Genomic DNA, 20,616 nt, shown 5'->3' with positions numbered 1-20,616 from the left:
ATGTTAAGGGGCCGGCACCGATTCGTTCGTACGGATTCCTGGAAAACGCCGGTGGGGTAAGGTTTCGGGAAGAACGGTGCACGGTTCGGCAACCATCAACAGACAACGGCGGTATCCAATGACCCACCGTTGCCCGCAAAATTTATTCAGGACTGAATAATAACGGATTATCGTTCACGAATCGTCAGGGAGGCCATCAGCCCATATTTTTTCATGCGTCGTGCCACGGTCGGCTGGCTGATGCCCAGGGCAGCGGCGATCTGTGACTGGTTGCGATATTTTTGCGTGGCCTCCAGCAAAAGCGCCCGTTCAACGCTTTGCAAAATCTGCTCGAGGGTCATCTGGGGAGGCCATTGAACCGATGGCGTGGCGCCGGCGTCTCCGGCATGAGAGACCACGTCCCGGGGCAGGTCTTCCAGAGCGATCACCTCCAGTTCCGACATGACCACGGCCCGTTCACAGATGTTCATCAACTCGCGGACATTGCCAGGGAACGGGTAGGCCATGAGTGACTCGACGGCGGCATGGCTCAGCCGTTTGGGGCTTCCCAGTTTTCGGGCGAAGTAATCCACATAGTAACGCAAAAGGGGCAGCAGGCACTCCTTGCGCTCGCGGACCGGCGGGACGACGAGGGGAATGACATTCAACCGGTAGTAAAGATCGTGCCGGAAGGTGCCTTCGCCCACCATCTGCTTCAGATCGCGGTGGGTAGCCGCCAGGATGCGGGCATTCACCTGCCGGGCCTGGGTGCCGCCCAGACGGTTCACGCGGCCGTCCTCCAGAAATCGCAGGAGTTTGACCTGGGCGGACAGCGGCAGTTCGGCAATTTCATCCAGAAACAGGGTGCCCCCATCGGCCAGTTCCAGGTGACCGGGCTTGCCGCCGGCCCGCGCGCCGGTAAAGGCGCCTTTTTCATAGCCGAAGAGTTCGGACTCGATCAGGGATTCGGGGATCGCCCCGCAGTTGATGCGGATCAACGGCTTTTCGGCCCGGTGGGAGTTTTTATGGATCAGGTTGGCGACCAGTCCCTTGCCGACGCCGGACTCACCGGTAATCAACACCGATGAATCCGCCTTGCTGACCTTGAGCGCCTGTTTCAACAGTTTCACCACATTGGGACTGCGGGCGATGATTTTCTGCGTTTGGATGAGACGTTGCTGCATTTCCGCCAGTTGGGTCTGCAGCTGGTCCTTGATGGCCTGCTCTTCCTCCAGGCAGCGTTGCAGCGTATCGATTTCGGTGATGTCCCGTTCACTGACCACGACGCGGATCAACTCGCCCGAATCATCGAAAACCGGTGTTCCCGTAGAAATCAGTTTTCGGTGATCCTTTTTCTGGAGCAGGCTGACCGTGGCCCGTTTCTGGATCGCCTCCAGGGCGGCCGAGCGGTCGATAAATCCCTGTTCGATCAGATCAACCATGTTCCTGCCAACAATGGCATCGGCCTTTATCTTGTGAATCCGCTCCGACGCCGGGTTGATACGAATCACGGTGGCATGGTTGTCGCAGACAAACAGGCCGTCCGAGGAAGAGTCGATAATGGCATCCCTTTCCCGTGCCATCGCCTGTAAACAGCGCATCTGTTCGGCCACGGCCGCCGGTTCGCCGGCATCGTCCGGATCGGTGATCTTGGCAGCGGCCCGGTTGTCTCGCTCTATCGGGTCGTTGGAATGGGAATCAAACGGGTCGGAATTGTTGGACATAACCAGTTTACTTTTTGTCATCTGTCGTAAGAAGTCCACATAAGACTATTTTATTCAAAAGTGAATCGTTTATTCAAGAATTGATTGATAATACCCTGCGATCAGACGACTGTAAATGATATCCACCATCCGTTTTCTTCCTGAAACCAGACGCTAAAACGTATCCGACCCCCGGCTCTTCCGGTCAACCGGACGCGTAATCTCGGCACAAGGATTCCTCTGTCGGTGTGGTCCTGGCGCTGGTGAACATGGGGGCGGAGCGGTGGACAATAACGAGAAGATCGATCTGCTGTCCGACCAGACGTTCTGCCACGTGGCCTACGAAGGCGGGTACTGTCCCCAGGGATTGTCGTTTGCCGAGCGCGCCGAAATGCTTAGGAATGGAAAGGAAATCTGCAAAAACGGCAAGGTGATCCAGCCCAACGTGCTGGTCTGCCTGACCCAGACGGAGGGGCTGCCTGGCAGGCTAAACGCGCAACCCATCCGGCTTTTTCTTCAATGTGCATGCGTACAGGGTAACCGTATTTGGATTGATTTTTCCATGGCTTACTGGTAAAGAAAAAAATGACATGGCCAATGTGTCAGGCGACACGACGCGGTCTCCGATGTTCCCTTTGCGCCTGCTGCTACCGGATTTTCTCCTCACTTGTATCGCTAATTTTTCCTGAACGTCGGCCCTGTTCATTATGATCCGAAAACACTTTTTTTCTCGCTTGCACCGTTACGGCAATCCCGTGCCATCCATCCCGCTTATCAACAGGGGTTGCCCGTCAGTAGTTCCGTTTCCGTATCTATTCATCGGGAAAGGGGAGACATTTTTTATCCAACACGCTCGTCTTCAGGGGGGAAACCAACATGCTAAAACGGGTCACCGGTCTGTTTGTCTTTTTTGTCTTCATCGTCTGCCAGGTCGAACCGCTTCAGGCCGCCGAAGAGAGCGGTATTTTTATGGGCATTATCACCGGTGGAGAAAAGGGCACCTACTATCAATTCGGGTTGAACGTCAGCGCATTGGTCAACGCCTATGGAATTGACATGGATGTCTACAACTCCAACGGCTCGGTGGAAAACATCTACGCGGTCTACAAGCGACCGCGTACCCAGTTGGGGATTGTGCAGTCCGATGTGCTGGCATTTGTTTCCAAGGTCCAGACCGACGAGACGCTCAAACGCATTGCCAAAAAAATAAAGATGGTCTTTCCGCTTTATAACGAAGAAATTCATCTGCTCGGGGTGCCGGCCATCGCCGAGTTTGACGATCTTGCCGGAAAACGGGTGGCCATTGGAACGGAAGGCAGCGGCACCTATCTCACCGCTCGCCTGCTCTTTGAAGTTTCCGGAATCACGCCGGGCCAAACGCTCACCATCGGTCTGAATCAGGCCCTGGAAGGGCTGAAATCGGGAAGCGTCGATGCCATGTTCTATGTGGCCGGCTATCCGGTGAAGCTTTTTGCGGAAGGGGTGACGGCCGACGACGGGCTCCACCTGATTCCAATTACCAACAAAAGCATTACCGAATTTTATCCCCAGGCACAGATTCCGGCGGCGACCTACAGTTGGCAGAACGACCCCGTCGATACGGCGGCAGTCAAAGCCGTACTGGTGTCCTTCGATTTTCGTAACTATCACTGCACCACAGTGGGCCGGGTGGGCCGGGTGATTTACGACAATCTGGAATGGTTGCAAGCCAACGGACATCCCAAATGGCGGGCCGTGAACCTGGACTACAAGCTCAAGGGATGGGAGCAGTACGATTGTGTCCGGCAGCAACTGGCCGCCATTCCAACACCTCCGTCACCCCCCAAGCGCGACCAGTCCATGAATCCGGTGCTGAATGCCATCAAAGAGGCACTTCAGCCGTGAGGGACCGCAGGCCATGTACACCGATTTTTATCAATTGCAGCGCAAACCGTTTCAGATCACCACCGATCCGGCGTTTCTCTGGCTTGGCGCAACGCACCGCGAAGCCCTGACCACACTGAAATACGGTGTGCTGGACCAGAAGGGGTTTCTACTTCTCACCGGTGATGTGGGCACCGGTAAAACCACCCTGATCAATGCCCTTTTAAAATCGTTGCACGAAAACGTGCTGGCGGCGATGATTTCGGACCCCAGTCTGAGCCGATTGGATTTTTACCGGTTGATCTGCATCGCCTTCGGCGTTCCCGGCGAGATCCACAACAAGAGCGACTTTCTCAAGCATTTCAGCTGTTTTCTCTACCAGGCGCACGCCGAAAAACGAACGGTGCTGTTGATTATCGACGAAACCCAGCGCTTGAAGCACGATCTGTTGGAAGAGATCCGTATGCTTTCCAATATCGAAAAGGCCGATGCCAAACTGCTCAACATTTTTTTTGTGGGCCAGGGCGAAGTCAATGCCCTGCTGTTGCGGCCGGAAAACCGCGCCCTGAGAAAACGAATCACCATTACCTACCACCTGAACCCGTTGACTCGATTGGAAACCTGCAGTTACATCGCCCATCGCCTGAAAACGGCCGGGGCGGCCGGCAACATTCTTTCGTCGGACGCCATGGCATGCATTTACGATTTTTCAAACGGCTTTCCGCGACAGATCAACATCCTCTGCGATCTGGCCCTGTTGTGCGGCTTTGAGGCATCCCGAAAGACTATTGACAAAGCCATCGTAAAAAAGTGCCGGGAACGGATCTCTTTTCCCCTAAAGAAACAGCCGGCGGCCGTGGCCACCCAACGCAAACCCGCATCACCCAGGTTGTCGGTGGCATCCGGAGCGAGTACGAACCGCTTTCTGCCATGGGCCGTGGGGTTGGCCACGATTCTGGTGGTGGGGACCGCAGGGCTGCTCGTATCCGTCCGTATCGGTGGGCAACAGGCCCCTGACTCCAGAGCTGGCCGGATTGACGCACCCGTCGAAAACGCGTTGCCGGAAAACCAGAACCGCACAAAAGTGACCGCCACCTTGATGGCGCCGTCCCGCTCCGATCCCCGCCCGGTTCCGTCCAGCCGCTTGCCCGAACCCAAAATCCTGCCCGTTGAAACCAAGTCGGCCGGTCCGTCCGGTTTGGACCGGAACCCTGAGGCGTCGACGTCGCAGAAGGCGCTTGTCGCGTCTCCGGTACTGCCGGCGGAACCGAGTGCCACTATCGAAAAACCGCCAGAGAGCATTGACCGTGAACCGGAACCCCCTTTTGCCCCACCTGAAATCGATCAACCGGATGACCCCGATCCCCTGGTAAACCGCCGGACACCGACGGCCGTGCGCTTCCCGGTTCCCGAAACGCCGACGGAACCATCCTCCCCGCCGGAAATGACTGCCCCCCACGAACCCGACCCATCCGATGTCGTCGATTGGTTGCTGCACAAAAAGCAAGACCGCACGCCTTCCGCATCAACCCCCTGATGGCAGTATCGATTTCAGGAGGCCTGCGGTGGCGCACCGACGCCGCGAGTCGTTGTCAGCTGGTGGTCAATTTCGGGTTATTCCGGTGACGTCGATGGTCCCGTGAGGTTTTCTTTTGCAGGTTCGTTGAAAGGGCGGCTTCCAGGTCCACACCGGTTTGGTTGGCAATACAGACCAGCACGAACAGCACATCGGCAATTTCATCGGCCAGGGCGCTGTGTTCCGCATCGTTTTTAAAGCTCTGATCGCCATAGGTCCGGGCCATGAGCCGGGCCAGCTCACCGACCTCTTCCATCAGCACGGCGAGATTGGTCAACTCCGAGAAGTACCGCACCCCATAGGTGCGGATCCATCGATCCACCTTTGCCTGAAGCGCCCTGATGGTCAGGTCGCCGGACTCGGAGGCGTTGGCGCGGGTCGGGATCATTGGCAGCACCGATTCTTCTGCCGACGCGGGCCGCCGACAACGGCAGGATCAGCGGGCATGGGCGACGACATGGCCCAGGTCCGGAAAAATCAGCGCCTTGCAGGCCAACTGGCAGGCTTTTTTGCTGCCCGGCATGCAGAAGACCACGGTTTGGCCGACAATACCGGCGGCGGCCCGGGAAAGAATCGCCGCGGCGTCGATCTCCTCGTAGCTGAGCTGGGCGAAAATGGCGCCAAAGGCGGTCATCTCTTTGACAAAAAGCGGTTTGATGGCATCGATGGTGACATCTTTGGGGGTGATGCCGGTCCCGCCGGTGATCAGCAGGGCCTGCAGTTCGTGCTCCCGGATGGCTTTCAGGGTCGACTCCCGGATGGCGGAGACATCATCGGTGACCACCTGGTGAAACCGGACCACATGCCCCTCTTTTTCTGCCTGCCTGGCGATCCAGAGACCGCTTTCGTCGTCTGCCAGGGATCGGGTAGAAGAGACCGAGAGGATTCCCACACCGACCGATGCCGGTGCCGATTTTCGATGTTCGTGTACACCCATACGGTTTTTCCTCGTTTAACGGGTTAGGATCGGGGATGAAATTAATTGAGCGTAATTGCGCCGGGCTTGTGTTCGTCTTCAAGGCGCATCAAGGGTTGCATACCGGGAGTATGTGGCCGTTGATGCAACGCGGAAGACGGGCGCAAGAACAAGCAATTTCGTTTAATTAATAAAATTCCCGATCCTTAGGGGCCTGCACCGATCCGCGCAAGCAGTGGCGACGGCCTGGAACCATTGCCTACCGATATCCCATGCAACGGATCAAGGCAAGCCCAGAATCTCCAATCTCCTTGCTTTTATAGGGGCTTTTTTTTATGGTGGCCGAAACGGGCTGATCACGATTCATCGCATCATTTTTTCAACCCTTCGTTTCCGGGAGCTGACAATGGCATGGCCATGCACCGGCGTCATTCTTGCCGGCGGAGAGAGCAAGCGTTTCGCCGGCAAGAACAAGGCCTTTATCCGTATCGGCGGACAGCGTAATATTGACCGCCTGATGGCGGTCTATTCCAGCCTGTTCGACCAGATCGTGCTGGTGACCAATGATCCCGCCGCCTACATGGATGTGGATGCCCTGATCGTCACGGACCATTATTCACAGCGCAGTTCACTCAACGGCATTTACGCCGGCCTTTTTGCCGCCAGGCATGAATACGCCTTTTTTGCCGCCTGTGATGCGCCTTTTGTCAAACCCGGAATGATTGCCTGTGTTCTCGATCACATCGATTCCAAGGCGGATCTGATCATCCCGTCAACCGATGCCGGCTATGAACCCATGTTTGCCGTATACCGAAAAACCTGCCTGCCGGCCATGGCCTGGCAACTGGAGCGGGACCTGCTGAAAATCAAGGGTCTTTTCCGTAAAGTGCGCATCAAACCGGTCGCCGAAAGCGAGTTGCGCGCCATCGATCCGGAACTCGTCTCTTTTTTCAACATGAACACCCCGGAGGACCTGGTCCGGGCCGAATCCCTCTACCGGGACAACCATTGAGGAGTTGTGAACCATGAATGCAGATACTCTGATTTCGAAAATTAAGGCCCATCCGGATTACGCCCAGGTGGGAATGATCTTGTGCCACAATGGGGTGGTCCGGGGAACGTCCCGCGATGGACGCCCGGTTTCCGGCCTGCGTGTGGCCGTGGATATCGAACGGTTGGCCCAGGTGCTCGCCGAGCATCGCGGCCTGCCGGGAATCGTGGACATCCAGGTTGAGATTGCCGGCGACCGGGACCTTACGGTCGGCGATGACGTGATGATGCTGGTGGTGGCCGGAGACGTCCGCGAAAATGTCATTGATGTCCTGACCCGCACGCTGAACGCCATTAAAACGACGGTAACCGCCAAAACCGAGTTTTTCGTCTGATTGGCGAACTGCCCAATGGGAGAACGTATGTCCGATTTGACCCATATCGATGATCAAGGTCGCGTGCGCATGGTGGACGTGACCGAGAAAAAACCCACCAGCCGGACGGCCCTGGCCCAGGCCGTGGTCCACATGTCGGCGGAGACCTTTCAGCGGATTGCCGACGGTACCGTCTCCAAGGGCAACGTGATCGAAACGGCGCGCATTGCCGGCGTCATGGCGGCCAAGAAAACCGCCGATCTGATCCCCATGTGCCATCCCCTGAACCTGACCCATGTCCAGGTCGATTTTTTTCCCATTGCGGCAGAAAATGCCTTCCGGATCGAAGGTACCGCCCGGATCGTCGACCAGACCGGCGTCGAAATGGAAGCCTTGACCGCCGTTTCCGTGGCCGCCCTGACCCTTTACGATATGTGCAAGGCCATCGACAAGGCCATGACCATCACCGACATCTGCCTGTTGAAAAAGAGCGGCGGGAAAAGCGGTACCTTTATCCGCCACCCGTCTTCGCCATGAGCCCCGCGCGCGGTTCTTTGCTTCTCAAACGTGCCTTTTTGGGTCTCTGTTGCTTGCTGGCAGCGGGCTGTGCGCTTCTGCAACCGCCGGTCCCGCCGTCCGGTCCGGCGGTGGTGCGCCTGGCGGCAGCGGATTATCCGGTTTTCTCCGACGACCTGTTTCTGGACAACCTCGTCTACGGCATCGGCAAAAGCCTTGAATATCTGCACCGCCTGCCCGCCGAGCGCACCTTCCGTTTCGGTGACGACCGTTACATGCTCCACCACCTGGTCCGATCGCTGGTGGTCCTGCGGGAATTTGCCGCCACCCGTCCCGGTCCGGCGGCCCTGAACCGCTTTATCGCCGAGCATTACCGAGTTTACCGTTCCGTCGGGGGACCCGAAAGCGGAAAGGTCCTTTTCACCGGTTATTATGAACCCCATCTCAAGGGCAGCCTGACGCCGGACCGCCGCTACCTTTATCCGGTGTATGCCCTGCCCGCCGACCTGATGGTCATCGATCTTTCGCCCTTTGGCGAAAGCTTTAAAACAAAACGCATTGTCGGTCGTCTGGCCGGCAAGACCGTGGTGCCCTACCCCGACCGACAGGCCATCGAGGCCGATCGCGAATTTTCCCGCAACGCCCGTCCGATCGCCTGGGTGGATGACCGTATCGACCTTTTTTTTCTGCAGATCCAGGGGTCCGGCAGAATCTACCTGACCAACGGGGATGTCATCCGCGTCCATTACCACGGCACCAACGGCCGCCCCTACCACAGCATCGGCCGCCTGCTCATCGATCAGGGTAAGATTCCGGCGTCGGAAATGTCCATGCAGCGGATCAAGGCGTACCTGACGGCACATCCCGCCGAGGTGGACGCCATTTTGAACCACAACCCCAGCTATGTGTTTTTTAAAACCGAAACGTCGGGTCCCCTCGGTGCCATCGGTGTAAACCTGACGCCGGGACGATCCGTGGCCGTGGATCGCCGGGTGTTTCCCATGGCGGCGCCGGCCTACCTGAAAACCCGGGTTCCGCTGATTGACGGCAACGGCCGTATCGACCGCTGGATGGATTTTTCCGCCTTTGCGCTGAACCAGGACACCGGTGGTGCCATTCGGGGGCCGGGACGGGTGGATATTTTCTGGGGTGATGGGCCGTACGCACAGATTGCCGCCGGTCATATGCAGGAACGCGGAGAATTCTTCCTGCTGGTTCTGGATCCTGACAGGCCCTGACAGCAGACGGTTCCACTGCCGGGGACGTCCCAACCGGTACCCGGGCATTCTCCTTTGGAGATTCAGAGTCTACCTGCCATTTGCATTTTTTCGCAACACAAACTTATCAATAACTTACAACTTATTGAAAAAATTAAACATATTGAGAGTCTGTCAGTTTACCTTCCTTTCACCGAAGAATTGCTGCCAGCAATTGTAATTTTGAAATGGCTCTTTTTGCTACCCACGCGGACATTTTTTCCAATCAGGGTTTGATGTATTTATTTTCTTTATTATTTCAAAATGTTCTGAACATAGAAGCTTGTAATGGATAGGTTTGATCATAACCTGAACTAAATTTTTCGAAGAACTGATCGAATTGCCATGCCGGTACGAACCTGAACCGCATAATTACAATTGCTGAATTGCTGCCAGCACTGACGCATAACTATTTAAACCCACTGATACCAGCGAGATAGACAGACATCAAAAAAAGTTTGTCTCAAAATAGCTATAGACAAGCGATCGGGCTTTTGGTAGAGGTAGCATAGGATGTTTGTAAGCACGCATCCTAGTCGTGACGCTACACTTGAAAAGGAGGTCGCTTTGATAGTCCAGTGTGGACGGCAGATTGAGAGTGAGGAGCTTGCGCAAATTCGCGAAACCGTTGAGACATTTTGGCGGTTGAGTCAGTGGGAGTTGGCCCAAACGGTATGTGAGCATTTGGGCTGGCACACCGCTTCCGGCGGCAATAAAGTGGACGCCTGCCTGAAGTTGCTCAAGCGTTTGGAAGCGCAAGGGCGCATACGATTGCCCGCTAAACGCGATAGCGGCCGCAAAAGCGGCAAGCAGCCGATAGCATCCCATCGGATCCAGCCTCAAGAGCCAGTCGTGGGCAAGCTTTCGGATATCGGGCCGATCCGGCTCAGGGTCGTACAAGGCAAAGCAGATAAGGCGCTTTTTAATGAATACCTGAGCCGTTACCACTACTTGGGGGACAAGAAGCCATTTGGATGTTATTTGCGCTATTTTGTCGAAGGCGCAGGCACGCTATTGGGGTGTATGCTGTTTTCAGGAGCGGCCAAAGCGCTAATCAAGAGAGATCAATGGATCGGCTGGAGCACCAACGAGCGACTGCGGAACCTGGGATTTGTTGTCAACAATGGGCGGTATTTGATTTTTCCGTGGGTAAAGGTCAGGTACTTGGCAAGCTGCGCATTGGGCAAGGCGATCAGGGAGTTGGGGCGGCACTGGCAGGAGCGCTGGGGCTATCGGCCGGTTTTGCTGGAAACCTTTGTCGATCCGCACTATTTCGATGGGACGTGCTACCGGGCGGCCAATTTTAGGTATCTTGGCATGACCCGCGGAATGGGGCTTATTCGACAGGGTCAAAGCTACGCCACCAGTCCGAAAAAGATCTTTGTTTATCCGCTGGCGGATAATTTTCGGCAAGTGTTATGTTCAGGGGAGGGCTGACGGATGAAAAAAACCAGCCGCAGACCCAGTCGTGAGCAGATCAAAGCCCAAATCAAACAGCGCAAACATGCACAGAAAAAATTGCGTCAGGATGAAAAGGCCAAGGGCTTTAAGGCGCCATCACATGCCACGATTTCAAACGGCAAGTGTAAATACGAAAGCATTGAGCAGGAGTACACTGCCCGCAATGAGGCGGTTGCCGAGAAAATAGGGATCTTTCGGGCCAAGATGCCTGTGCTGCTTAAGCAACTGTCCAAAATCGAGGACCCGAGAAATCCTAAAAAGATCAAGCACAATCTGTCGACCCTGATGATCTATGGGATACTGATGTTTGTTTTTCAGATGAGCTCTAGTCGCGAGGCCAACCGGGAGATGTCCCGGCCGCTGTTTTGGCAGAATCTGCAGTTTTTCTTCCCAGAGCTTGAAAGTTTGCCCCATCATGACACGCTCAAACGGTTACTGGCGGTGATCGACGTCAATCAAATCGAACAGTTGCATCTTGAGTTGATCCGGCAATTGATCCGGAAAAAGAAATTTCGGCGCTATTTGATTGACGAGTGCTATCCGATCGCGATCGATGGCACCGGCAAATTTAAGCGTGACTGGATTTGGGCCGAGGAGTGTTTGCAGCGCACCGTTACGCAAGCGGATGGGGAGCACCTTCAATACCATGTCTATATTTTAGAGGCCAATCTGGCGTTTCGCGATGGCATGACTATTCCGTTGATGAGTGAAATGTTAAGCTACACCGAAGGCGACACCGCCAATGATAAACAGGACTGCGAGCTTAAAGCCTTTTACCGATTGGCCCAACGCCTGAAGTCGGCCTTTCCGGCGCTGAAAATCATGGTGTTAATCGATGGGCTTTACGCCAAGGGTCCCGTGGTAGAGGTTTGCCGCAAAAATAAATGGCAGTTCATGATCGTCCTGAAAGACAAATCCCTTCCCAGCGTGATGAGTGAATTTGAAGCGCTTGCGGCACTTGAGATAAAAAATCGTTTCCGCCAGGGATGGGGCAACAGAAAACAGGTGTTCAAATGGGTAAACAGTATCGACTATCGGTTTGGTCCGAACGATAAAAAAAGCCAAATCCTGCACGTCGTCGAATGCCAAGAGCGCTGGCAACAGGTTAACCCGCAAACCGGGCAATTGGAGGACAAAAGCAGCCGACACGTGTGGCTGTCCAGCAAACCGTTGAACCGGTTTAATCTTCACGAACGGTGCAATCTGGGCGCACGCGCGCGCTGGGGCATCGAAACCGGTATCCTGGTTGAAAAACATCATGGATATCGCTATGAGCACTGCTTTTCGTATAACTGGAATGTCATGAAGGGATATCACTATTTAATGCGTCTGGGCCATATGTTCAACGTTTTGGCTCGCTATTCGGAACGGCTGGCCAAGGTCGTCAAAGATACCGGCGTGCGAGGCCTTATTCACTTTATTCGCGAGACCATAGCCAACCCCTGGTTGGATTATGAATGGCTGGAAATTCGTCTGGCCGCCCCTTTTCAGCTTCGGTTGGTGTAGCAGTAGCCGTACCAAAACAAAGCGAAACAGCCTCTCAAGCCTGGAAGAGATGGGAGTCCACGGTCAGACATAATTGAGATTATGTCATGACAATTGTCTGAGGAGCAAATCTTGGTCATAAAAGTGTGAAGACGTTAGCCGGGTGATGAAAAGTGGGGCCCTAATCGTGACCAACCCCTGATTCTTTTTATTCATGCGTCAGAGCTGAATTGCTGCTATTTGGCTTGACAGCTCTATGGCCAAGTGCTATCAGAATAAACTTCATGTAGGCACGTAGCTCAGGGGGAGAGCGCTTCCCTGACACGGAAGAGGTCGTTGGTTCAAATCCAATCGTGCCTACCACTTACAAGCGAAAAGCCTGGATACAAGTTCTAAAAAATGTATCCAGGCTTTTTGCGTTTTTACCGACCTGGTACCTGTATCGTGGTAAGCACCAAAACACCTGCCAATTTGGGCTGAAAAAGCTCGGTAAAGCAATAGCCTTATGTCAACTGGCTGGTTTGGTCTGATATTGATCAGCCACGGCGAACATCACAACTGATCCCAATTGAAAAGCGACCGGCATTGGGCTATACCGTTGCGTGTATGGGAAACCGACCGCAACAAAGGCCCTAAACGCGAATGCCGATTCAACTCGACCTCATCGATTTCGTCAAGCGACAGCAGCAAGCGGACCGTTCCGTCGCAGCCCCGCCGGCCGGGTCTTCTCCGCCGACCGCCACCGCGGATTTCGGTTTGCCGTCGGACGTGAACCGGGCGGTCTATTCCGCCGCCATCATGCGGCCGATTTTCGAGTTGGAGGCCCGGCGGTTCCGCCTGGGCGACACCGATGACACCGGCGCCATCTGGGATGGGCTGGACCTTTTGTGGATCGCCTTTGCCATCCTGGATGTCATCTCGGAGCTGACCGAGTACCAATCCGGCGCCACGCGCGCCGAAATCATGGACAAAATCCTGCCCCTGGCCCGCCAGCAGACCACGGCCTGCGGCATCGAGGCCGTCGGCGAAGGGCTGACCGACGTATTGGGCAAGGTGTTCGATCACCTGGTCAACCGCCAGAACCGCTACCTGCCGTTTCAGTACACCTGGTTCGACGGCACTGCCCGCCAATATCGCACCCGTCGGTTCTGGCTGATCAAGACGGTCTACACCGGCGAAGGCCGCGAGGCCCTGTTCACCCTCACCGACGAAGGGTACACGGCCTATTTCGGCCTCCACGAGACCAGCGCCCTGGACGCCACGGCCATCGGCAACCTGCGCATTAAGCTGCTCATCGAGCGGGGCAATGTGGACGACGCCATTTCCGTGGCCGACGGCAACCGCAAGCAGTGCGCCCGCAAGGCGCTGGAGGTGCGCAACACCCGCCGCCAGATCAAACGCAACATCCACGCCGTGGCCTTCGACCAGGTACGGGCCCTGGCCGAGGAAGGGGTCGGCCAGGCCACGACCATCCAAAAGGAGGGACGGCGGCTGCACAACATGGTCGTGGAGAGCCTGACCGTCTCCAAAAACGACCGGCGGCACGAGGCCAAGCTCCACCGGCTGGCCGAGATGCTCGAGCACCTCAATTCCCAGTTGATAAATCTCACCACCGAGCTGCAGCAACTTCCCGACGATTACGACTACCACAGTTTCAAGCTCTTCCGGCGTCGCAGCCTGGGTGCATTTCCGCCCATGGAGGAGGTGATTCGGCGCCTGTGCCGGCTGGGCGAGGACGACGCGGCCCGGGTGGGCTCGGAATTCATCGCCCGCATCGATCCGCCGGCCCAGCGGCCCCTGTTCGACCCGGCGGCGGTGATCGAGGCCTGCGACCGGGCCCTGGAACGCCAGAATGTGCCCGGCGACCGGAGTCTGCCGATTCACGAGATCGACGGATCACCGATCCAGCGCTTCATCTCCGAGTTGAGCGAGCGGCAGATGCAACGCGCCTTTGCCCTGATGCACGACAGGCTGCAATCGGACAGTGAAATTCTACTCAGCGGCCTGCTGGAAGCGGCCTCCCAGCGTGCTGTAGCCAAGGAGGGCGACGATCTGCTTCCCGTGGCCGTGGCCATGGCCGTGTTCCAGTGCACGGTGGAACGGCGCCTGGCCGCCCGGTATCGGATCCGGTTGGAAGTACTTGATCCCGATCGTCGGGTGATGGTCGATCTTTGTGCTGGCCGCCGCTACCGGGGCCACGAGCTGCGTTTGATCCACCAGGACGCGATCCGCCCGCCAGAGGAATCCTCATGAGCAGTGATACGATTTACGACGCCAGCCGCCTCATCTACCTGAGCCTGGCCTACAGCAGCGGAAAAAAACGCCTGCTCTCCCAGAACAGCGCCGAGATGACCGAACTGGTGCAGCGCTTCCAGGCCGAGGACGCCTTCCGGACGGCCGTGGACGAAGGGCTGCGGGCCATGGAACTGCGCCTGTTGGCCCTGGAGGAAGGCGGCCTGCGCCTGTCGGCCCGCAACGCCGACAGCTTTTTCGCCGCCACCCTGACCGACTATGGCCGCCTGTTGGCCCGCGGCGATCTCAAGGCCGCGGATGTGCTCACGGTGCACTGCGCCATCGCCACCGCCATCTTCCCCACCGAGGCCGACCTGGACATGCCCGTGGAGGACCTGGGGGCCATCACCATGGAGGATGTGATCGCCATCCTGCGCCGCTTCGCCCACGCCGAGGAGGTCCTGCCCGACGACGAAGACCGCCTGCACCCCCAGGTGCGCAGCGTGGCCCAGCGACTGCGCGAGCTGCCCGAGGACAACCCCGACCGCCTGCGCGCCGGTGCCGGCAACTCCTGGGTGGACTTGGCCGGACGGGTGCTGGAACACCTGGTGGAGACCGGCTATCTGCTCCTCTTCGAGGAGACTCCCGGCGACGTGGAATACCGGCCCACACCGGCCTACCAGACCGCCATGCGGGAAGGCATCGTCTACTCCTTCCACGCGTTCCGGGATATTCTGGCTGCGTTTGAAAACACCGACACACCGGACGAACCAGGAGAGAAGGCCGATGTATCGACTCTGTAAACTGTTCATCAGCGATGTCACCGCCGGCGAGAATTTGCTTCGCAACGCCTTCGTGCCCATCGCGCGGGAAAACGGCGACGCCGACCACGGCGTGCTCTTCGCCGCCAATGGCACCTGCAAGACAACCCTGTTGTCGTTCATTCTCAGCGTCTTTTCTCCGGACCAGCGGCGCTTCGTCCAGCATCTGCAGTCCACCGGGGACAAAACGCTGGAGCAGTACCTGATTCCGGGCCGCCCGGCCGTGGTGCTGGTGGATATCGCCAGCATCGGTCAAGCGACGCTTTTCGAATCCGCCCCCGAAAACCACCTGGTCCTCGGCCAGCTCCTCTATCGCCCCCGGGGCGCGGCGGACAAGGTGGACCGCATCTTCTTCATTGCCCATTCACCGGACTTCTTCGACCGGCTGCGCACCGCCTGGGATACCCTCCTGGTCCAGGAGCAACCCTGGCGGACCGTGCGGGATTTCACTACGCCGCATGTCCAGCAGACCACCCTGCAGAACGAGTGGGCCACCGTCTTGGAACGGCTGGGTCTCGATCCCTGGCTGATCGACCGGCAAATCGACTTTGCCCGCAGCGAGGGGGGTATCAAGGATGCGTTCAAGTTCCGCTCCGAAACCGAGTTTTTGAATTTCTTCCTCGGCTGCGTGACCGACATGGAGGCGGCCGTCACCCTGCGGGAAACCATCGGCCGCTCCCTGCGCAAAATGGAGGATCGCCCGCGCAAGATCGCCCAGCTCGCCGCCGCGCGGGAACTTAAGGAGCGTATCCGCGACTTCGACGCCATGGCCTGCCTGTGGCGTGATGCCCAGGTGGCCATCGATGCGGCCCAGGCGGTTCTTGGAGAGGCGGCCCACCTGATGCGGCAGACCAATGAGGCGGCCGGCCGGAAACTCAAAATACTCGTCCCGGCCATGAAGGAGGCGGAGAGCCAGCGCCGCGATGCGAATGCCAAGCGGGAGGTTGCCCGGGCCAATGTCTCGGCCGTCGAGCGTTTCCAGATTCGCCAAGCCATCGCCCATACCGAACAGGCGGTCGAGGCGGCGGAAAAGGAGATCCAGGCCTTCAAGGGTGAAGAAAACGCCCTCAAGGCCGCCGATCTCATGGCCGACATCCGCCGCAATCGGGCCCAGGAGGAGATCAAGCGGGACGCCCTGCGCCAGGCGGACGAGGAGTTGTCGCCGCTGCTTCAACGCATCGACACCCTGGGGCTGCAGTATCACGCCCGCCTTGACGAAGACCGGCGCGGCCAGCTGGATCTGATTGCCGAACGGGAAGGCCGCATTGCCGAGTGGGAAGCCTCCATAACGGCCGGCGAGGCGCATCGAGCGGCCCAGGCTGCCGAGCGAAGTGCCTTGGAGGAGAAAATGTTGGGCAACGCCGCGCGCATCCGGGCGGCCGAAGAGCGCCGCGACGCGCTGCCCATGCAGCCGGGAGAGCGGCCCGAGGATGCCCGCGAACGCTTGAGCGACGCGCTGCGCGACGTGGAGACACGCATCACCGTCGCCCGGGGCCGGCGGGCTGCCCTCGAGGAGGAGATGCGCGCTGGTGACAGCCGGTGGCGGGGCCTCCAGAAAAATCAGTCCGAGGCAGCCGTGCAGCGGGAGCAGGCCAAAGCGCGCCTCGACGACGAAGCCCGGCAGCGGGAACAACTTCTCGCCTCTTCCCATCTTCAGCGGGTGGCTGGCAGCGCGATCTTCGACCCCACGGCCGCCGACCTGGTATCCCGGTTCGACGACGCCATCGCCCGCGGCCGGGAGCGGCTGGACAAAAAGCAGCGGCAGCGCCTGGACCTTGGCATGGAGCTGGAGCGGCTGACCGGCACAGAAACCCTGACCGCCGACGCCCAGACCCGGCGGCTGATCGCCCATTACCATGAGGAGGGCATCTCTCCCGGTGAACTCAAAGCCTTTCCCGAGTACCTGGCCGGTCTGTACGCCGCCCCCGAGGAGATCGCCCGCTTCATCGAAAGCGATCCCGGGCGGTTCACCGGCATCATGGCCGCCACCGAGGCGGTGGTCGAGGCCGTTGTGGCCCTGCCCGTGCCCGACTGGCTTCACCGGCCCGTCGTCGTCTCCACTCCCGTGAAACCCGACGACTTGATGCCCATTTCATCGACGATCGTCTGTCCTAATGATCCGGGCGTCTACTCCAAACGCTACCTGGAGGAAACCCGCACCCGCCTCCAGGATCGATCGGACGCCATGGGCAAGGAGATCGACACCCAGACCGGAGACCTGCGGGAAATGGAAGCCGACAGCCGGGATCTGCACGCCTATCGTGAAAAATTCCCCGACGCCGCCACGGTGACCGCCCTGACCGATCGGCTGCAGGCGCTGGACCGCCGCCTGGCCGAACTGGCGACGGAAATCGCCGATGAGGAGACGCTTGCCGAAACCGTGAGGCAGCGCAAGGCCGACCAGGACGCCACCCTCCAGACGCTCACGGCCGACGAGGTCCGCCTGGGCGAGCGTCGCAGCCAGGTGGAGGACTGGCTGCAACGGTACGCCTCCCTGGAGACCTGGAAGCGCGAATCGGAGGAGATGATCGCGGCCAAGGAGGCGCTGGCCGCCCGCCTGGAGGTAGAAGAAAAATCTCTCCGGCAGATGCGGGAGGAAATTGCCGTCTTTAAGGCTGACATCCGTGAAAGCCATTCCCTGATCAAAGGGCTGGATGAACGGGCCGGCGACGTGCCGAAACCCCAAGAGTCCACGCTCTCCGACGGGGATCGAAAAACTGCCCTGACCATGGACCGCACGACCTTGAAAACGTTGTTCGAGGAGGCCCGGGAGCGCCAGCGCCGCAAGGCCGATGAACTGGGCATCAGCACCCTGCAACGGGAGCTGGATGAACTTCAGACCCTCATCGGCCAGCAGGAGGCACGGCTCGACAGCCTGTGCCGCGAGCATGCCATGGATGCATCCCTGGCCGAAGGCTGGGCCGCCCGGAGCGCGGCGGACCGGGAGGAACGCCGGGCTGTCGTGGCCGAGGCCATCCAGGCGAAAAGCGGTACCATCGGCGGCCTGCGTTCAGACATCACCCATCAGAAACAGAATCTTGATCGGCTGAACACAGCGCTGTCCGAGATTGCCCGCAAGGGCATCCAGCCGGATATTCTGGAAGCGGATCTGGTGGATCAGGACCTGGACGGTATGATCCACCGCTTCCAACGCGAGGCCGATCGCCACGCGGAAACTCTTGAGCGCCTGAACCTGCGCTGCCGTGAGCTGGAAGCGCTCCTCAAGGCCCATGAGGAATGGCAACGAGAAGCCGAGCTCGGTCTGGCCGAGACCCAAACCTTTGCGCCGGTGTGGGACCGGTTCTCGCCCCGGGTGGACTGGCCGGAAACCGTCGGCACGTCAAGCGTGGAGGAATGCATTGCAGCGGTCCGTGCCTTGAAAACCCAGGCCCGCGAGCGCATGACGGCTTTTGAGGAGCAACGCCAAGCCATGGAAACCGCCCGGCGCCGCATGGGCACCGGCTTCGAGCGCCTGCGTGCGGACCTTGCGGGCGAGCGCTTCCGCAGCCACCTGCCCGCGGTGATCGATGAGCTCATGCGCCACGACACCGAATCCTTGGGAGCTCAGGCCGAGGAATTGATCAAGCACTGTGAGGAGATGGCCCAGAATATCGAAAGCGACCTGTCGATTTCTCAGCAGATCATGGATAACCTGGTGGACATGCTGCTCTCACGCGCCAAGGAGTATCACCAGAAGCTGCAGACCGCGGCCCAGCAGATCCTACCCGAGGATGTTTACATTTACGGCGGCCGAAGCATTCTTCTGGCCGGCACCCGGCTGGACTTCACCCGCCATGGCGAGGATTTCAAGCGCTCGGTGGAGAACTGGCTCCACGAATTGATCCAGCAGGATCGCTTGCCCGAAGTCAACCAGCGGGCGGGAAACTGCCTGGGATCGGAACTGCTTTACCAACTCCTGGAGGCCTCCACGGGCAAGAAGGCCTTCGGCATCCGCCTGCTCAAGTGCGACGACACCGGCCGCAATTACGAACCGGTGGGCAAGGACCTGGGCTCGGGCGGCGAGGCCCTGACCACAGCGGTGCTGCTCTATACGCTGCTTATCTTCATGCGCAAAAAGCGCCACAGCCATCCCGATGGCCGCATCCCCGCCTTCCTCGTGCTGGACAATCCCCTGGGGGTCTGCAATCGCTCGGATTTCCTCGACGCCCAGTTGAAGGTGGCCCGGGCCATGGGCATTCAGTGTGTCTACCTGACCGGCATCAACGATCGCGAATCCCTGGGCCTGTTCGAACTGCGGGTGGCCATCCGCAAGGGGGAGAAAAAGGTCGAGATCGGCAAGATGACCTACGACCTGTTGGAGATCGCCGAACTGCACGTGGAGAAGACCAATGGCCCCGTCCTGGCGTGATGCCATTCTGGAGACGCTCCGAGCCAGCCGGCCCAAACGGGTGGCGATGGACGAGATCGTGGCGGCCGTGCGCCGCATGCCTGTCGGGCATCTGTCGGATTTTGAATTCAATGACCGACTGGCGGAAGCATTGTTCGTGCTGGAACGGGAGGGGTACCTGCGACGCCCCAAGGCTCGGCATCTCCGGAATAGCCGCACCGACCTGCCTCAATATGTGACCGCCATTCGTTCCGATGAAGATGAAAAACAAACGGCTCGTCGGCAGACCTTGGACTCGCTTCGCAACGAAACGGCCTGGGAACCCACCCATATGGTGGTCTTTGCCCATACGCTACGAACCTGCGAGGAATTAGAGCGCGCTCTTCAGGTAAACCGTTACCTGATCCACCGCCCGCCTGAGCCGGTGCTGCTACCCCACCGGGAGCGGGCACTTGAGATCTTCGGCAAAGAAAAAGCCTTGGACAATTATGTTCGCAGAGGGTTGTTCGGCGGCCGCATCACCCTGGCGATTCTGGATTGCTTCTACTGCCCTGAACCGCTTCCTTTTCGCCCCCTCGCACTGGATCCGTCAGACACCGCGGACAAGCCGCTGCTGGTTGTGGAGAACTCAAATACCTACTGGAGCTGCTGCCGGGCCAACGCCACCCTTCATCGATACGCCGCCATCGTCTACGGCCAGGGATTCAAGGCCTGCGCCGCCGAACGGGCCGCCGAAACGGCCAGCGAACGAGCCAACGACGGACTGGCGGAAATCGAACACCAGACCGCCGCCAAAGGCATCCGCTACTTCGGCGACCTGGATCCCACGGGCATTGCCATCCCTTGCCAAATCAACCGCTACCGGGAGGAGCGAGGGCTGCCGCCCCTGGAGGCGGAACGGGCGCTCTACCGCGCTCTTTTGGAGAAGAACCTGTCGGTCCCCTACTCCCGCTTCCAGGCAAACGACCCGACCCTGGCCCGCGACTGGCTCGGCCCGGAGCTGGCAAGCCCATACCTGTCGAACGTCGAACGCGTCCGCTGGCCCCAAGAGGGTTTGAATGTCATGGATATTCTGGACGCGTTGAGGTAAACGAAT

General features: G+C 58.5%; 16 protein-coding genes and 1 tRNA gene. 14 read left to right on the top strand and 3 right to left on the bottom strand.

The genetic code is table 11. The annotated features are described in order from the left end of the window. Positions 1 to 167: 167 nt before the first annotated feature. On the bottom strand, positions 168 to 1,724 hold the full coding sequence (locus GN112_RS18420) for a sigma-54 interaction domain-containing protein (RefSeq protein WP_231717058.1): 1,557 nt from the start codon (positions 1,722 to 1,724) through the stop codon (positions 168 to 170). A gap of 241 nt (positions 1,725 to 1,965) precedes the next feature. Here GN112_RS18420 and GN112_RS18415 point away from each other — a divergent pair, with 241 nt between their 5' ends. The 3 genes from GN112_RS18415 to GN112_RS18405 all read left to right on the top strand — a co-directional run bounded on the left by GN112_RS18415 (position 1,966) and on the right by GN112_RS18405 (position 5,082). Next, on the top strand, positions 1,966 to 2,259 hold the full coding sequence (locus GN112_RS18415) for a hypothetical protein (RefSeq protein ID WP_197743346.1): 294 nt from the start codon (positions 1,966 to 1,968) through the stop codon (positions 2,257 to 2,259). Positions 2,260 to 2,558: 299 nt separating this feature from the next. Continuing rightward, positions 2,559 to 3,566: a TAXI family TRAP transporter solute-binding subunit gene (locus tag GN112_RS18410; protein ID WP_155311560.1), complete on the top strand. Its 1,008-nt coding sequence runs from the start codon at positions 2,559 to 2,561 to the stop codon at positions 3,564 to 3,566. A 13-nt stretch (positions 3,567 to 3,579) separates the two neighbouring features. Continuing rightward, positions 3,580 to 5,082 carry an ExeA family protein gene (locus GN112_RS18405; protein WP_162458994.1) on the top strand — a complete coding sequence of 501 codons (1,503 nt, stop codon included), beginning with the start codon at positions 3,580 to 3,582 and terminating at the stop codon, positions 5,080 to 5,082. Between the two features lie 55 nt (positions 5,083 to 5,137). On the opposite strand, the gene GN112_RS18400 is transcribed toward GN112_RS18405, so the two are convergent. Continuing rightward, positions 5,138 to 5,509, bottom strand: a complete 372-nt coding sequence (locus tag GN112_RS18400; protein WP_155311558.1) for a nucleotide pyrophosphohydrolase — start codon at positions 5,507 to 5,509, stop codon at positions 5,138 to 5,140. Positions 5,510 to 5,557: 48 nt separating this feature from the next. Further along, positions 5,558 to 6,058, bottom strand: coding sequence for a MogA/MoaB family molybdenum cofactor biosynthesis protein (locus tag GN112_RS18395; protein WP_155311557.1), 501 nt, complete (start codon positions 6,056 to 6,058; stop codon positions 5,558 to 5,560). 385 nt (positions 6,059 to 6,443) lie between these two features. Here GN112_RS18395 and mobA point away from each other — a divergent pair, with 385 nt between their 5' ends. The 11 genes from mobA to GN112_RS18340 all read left to right on the top strand — a co-directional run bounded on the left by mobA (position 6,444) and on the right by GN112_RS18340 (position 20,610). Beyond that, on the top strand, positions 6,444 to 7,049 hold the full coding sequence (gene mobA / locus GN112_RS18390; RefSeq protein ID WP_155311556.1) for a molybdenum cofactor guanylyltransferase: 606 nt from the start codon (positions 6,444 to 6,446) through the stop codon (positions 7,047 to 7,049). A 13-nt stretch (positions 7,050 to 7,062) separates the two neighbouring features. Continuing rightward, on the top strand, positions 7,063 to 7,422 hold the full coding sequence (locus GN112_RS18385; RefSeq protein ID WP_155311555.1) for a molybdenum cofactor biosynthesis protein MoaE: 360 nt from the start codon (positions 7,063 to 7,065) through the stop codon (positions 7,420 to 7,422). 27 nt (positions 7,423 to 7,449) lie between these two features. Further along, entirely contained in the window at positions 7,450 to 7,938 is a 489-nt protein-coding gene (gene moaC / locus GN112_RS18380) for a cyclic pyranopterin monophosphate synthase MoaC (RefSeq protein ID WP_155311554.1), read from the top strand. A 53-nt stretch (positions 7,939 to 7,991) separates the two neighbouring features. Further along, entirely contained in the window at positions 7,992 to 9,155 is a 1,164-nt protein-coding gene (gene mltA, locus GN112_RS18375) for a murein transglycosylase A (RefSeq protein WP_162458993.1), read from the top strand. A 585-nt stretch (positions 9,156 to 9,740) separates the two neighbouring features. Further along, on the top strand, positions 9,741 to 10,610 hold the full coding sequence (locus GN112_RS18370; protein ID WP_162458872.1) for a Druantia anti-phage system protein DruA: 870 nt from the start codon (positions 9,741 to 9,743) through the stop codon (positions 10,608 to 10,610). Positions 10,611 to 10,613: 3 nt separating this feature from the next. Next, positions 10,614 to 12,140 (top strand): transposase family protein, encoded by a 1,527-nt coding sequence (locus GN112_RS18365; protein ID WP_155311552.1) that lies wholly within the window; start codon positions 10,614 to 10,616, stop codon positions 12,138 to 12,140. 267 nt (positions 12,141 to 12,407) lie between these two features. Beyond that, a tRNA-Val gene (locus GN112_RS18360) sits at positions 12,408 to 12,482 on the top strand. Positions 12,483 to 12,761: 279 nt separating this feature from the next. Beyond that, positions 12,762 to 14,372 carry a hypothetical protein gene (locus tag GN112_RS18355; RefSeq protein WP_155311551.1) on the top strand — a complete coding sequence of 537 codons (1,611 nt, stop codon included), beginning with the start codon at positions 12,762 to 12,764 and terminating at the stop codon, positions 14,370 to 14,372. Next, positions 14,369 to 15,154, top strand: coding sequence for a hypothetical protein (locus GN112_RS18350; RefSeq protein WP_155311550.1), 786 nt, complete (start codon positions 14,369 to 14,371; stop codon positions 15,152 to 15,154). Before GN112_RS18355 ends, GN112_RS18350 begins: the two co-directional genes overlap by 4 nt. Next, positions 15,138 to 19,541: a coiled-coil domain-containing protein gene (locus tag GN112_RS18345; RefSeq protein WP_155311549.1), complete on the top strand. Its 4,404-nt coding sequence runs from the start codon at positions 15,138 to 15,140 to the stop codon at positions 19,539 to 19,541. The genes GN112_RS18350 and GN112_RS18345 overlap by 17 nt, the downstream gene beginning before the upstream one ends. Further along, the gene (locus GN112_RS18340) at positions 19,522 to 20,610 is read left to right on the top strand and encodes a hypothetical protein (protein WP_155311548.1); all 1,089 of its coding nucleotides are present in this window, start codon (positions 19,522 to 19,524) and stop codon (positions 20,608 to 20,610) included. Before GN112_RS18345 ends, GN112_RS18340 begins: the two co-directional genes overlap by 20 nt. Positions 20,611 to 20,616: the final 6 nt, after the last annotated feature.

The organism is Desulfosarcina ovata subsp. ovata (genome assembly GCF_009689005.1).
GTDB classification, from domain to species: Bacteria; Desulfobacterota; Desulfobacteria; order Desulfobacterales; family Desulfosarcinaceae; genus Desulfosarcina; species Desulfosarcina ovata.
The sequence above is the reverse complement of the archived record's forward strand: the minus strand, read 5'-3'. Positions and strand labels throughout refer to the sequence as shown.

Bases quoted from the DNA above. Each gene is read 5' to 3' on its own strand.
- GN112_RS18420 (WP_231717058.1), bottom strand. From the start codon at position 1,724: ATGACAAAAAGTAAACTGGTTATGTCCAACAATTCCGACCCGTTTGAT.
- GN112_RS18410 (WP_155311560.1), top strand. From the start codon at position 2,559: ATGCTAAAACGGGTCACCGGTCTGTTTGTCTTTTTTGTCTTCATCGTC.
- GN112_RS18405 (WP_162458994.1), top strand. From the start codon at position 3,580: ATGTACACCGATTTTTATCAATTGCAGCGCAAACCGTTTCAGATCACC.
- GN112_RS18400 (WP_155311558.1), bottom strand. From the start codon at position 5,509: ATGATCCCGACCCGCGCCAACGCCTCCGAGTCCGGCGACCTGACCATC.
- GN112_RS18395 (WP_155311557.1), bottom strand. From the start codon at position 6,058: ATGGGTGTACACGAACATCGAAAATCGGCACCGGCATCGGTCGGTGTG.
- mobA (WP_155311556.1), top strand. From the start codon at position 6,444: ATGGCATGGCCATGCACCGGCGTCATTCTTGCCGGCGGAGAGAGCAAG.
- GN112_RS18385 (WP_155311555.1), top strand. From the start codon at position 7,063: ATGAATGCAGATACTCTGATTTCGAAAATTAAGGCCCATCCGGATTAC.
- moaC (WP_155311554.1), top strand. From the start codon at position 7,450: ATGTCCGATTTGACCCATATCGATGATCAAGGTCGCGTGCGCATGGTG.
- GN112_RS18365 (WP_155311552.1), top strand. From the start codon at position 10,614: ATGAAAAAAACCAGCCGCAGACCCAGTCGTGAGCAGATCAAAGCCCAA.
- GN112_RS18355 (WP_155311551.1), top strand. From the start codon at position 12,762: ATGCCGATTCAACTCGACCTCATCGATTTCGTCAAGCGACAGCAGCAA.
- GN112_RS18350 (WP_155311550.1), top strand. From the start codon at position 14,369: ATGAGCAGTGATACGATTTACGACGCCAGCCGCCTCATCTACCTGAGC.
- GN112_RS18345 (WP_155311549.1), top strand. From the start codon at position 15,138: ATGTATCGACTCTGTAAACTGTTCATCAGCGATGTCACCGCCGGCGAG.
- GN112_RS18340 (WP_155311548.1), top strand. From the start codon at position 19,522: ATGGCCCCGTCCTGGCGTGATGCCATTCTGGAGACGCTCCGAGCCAGC.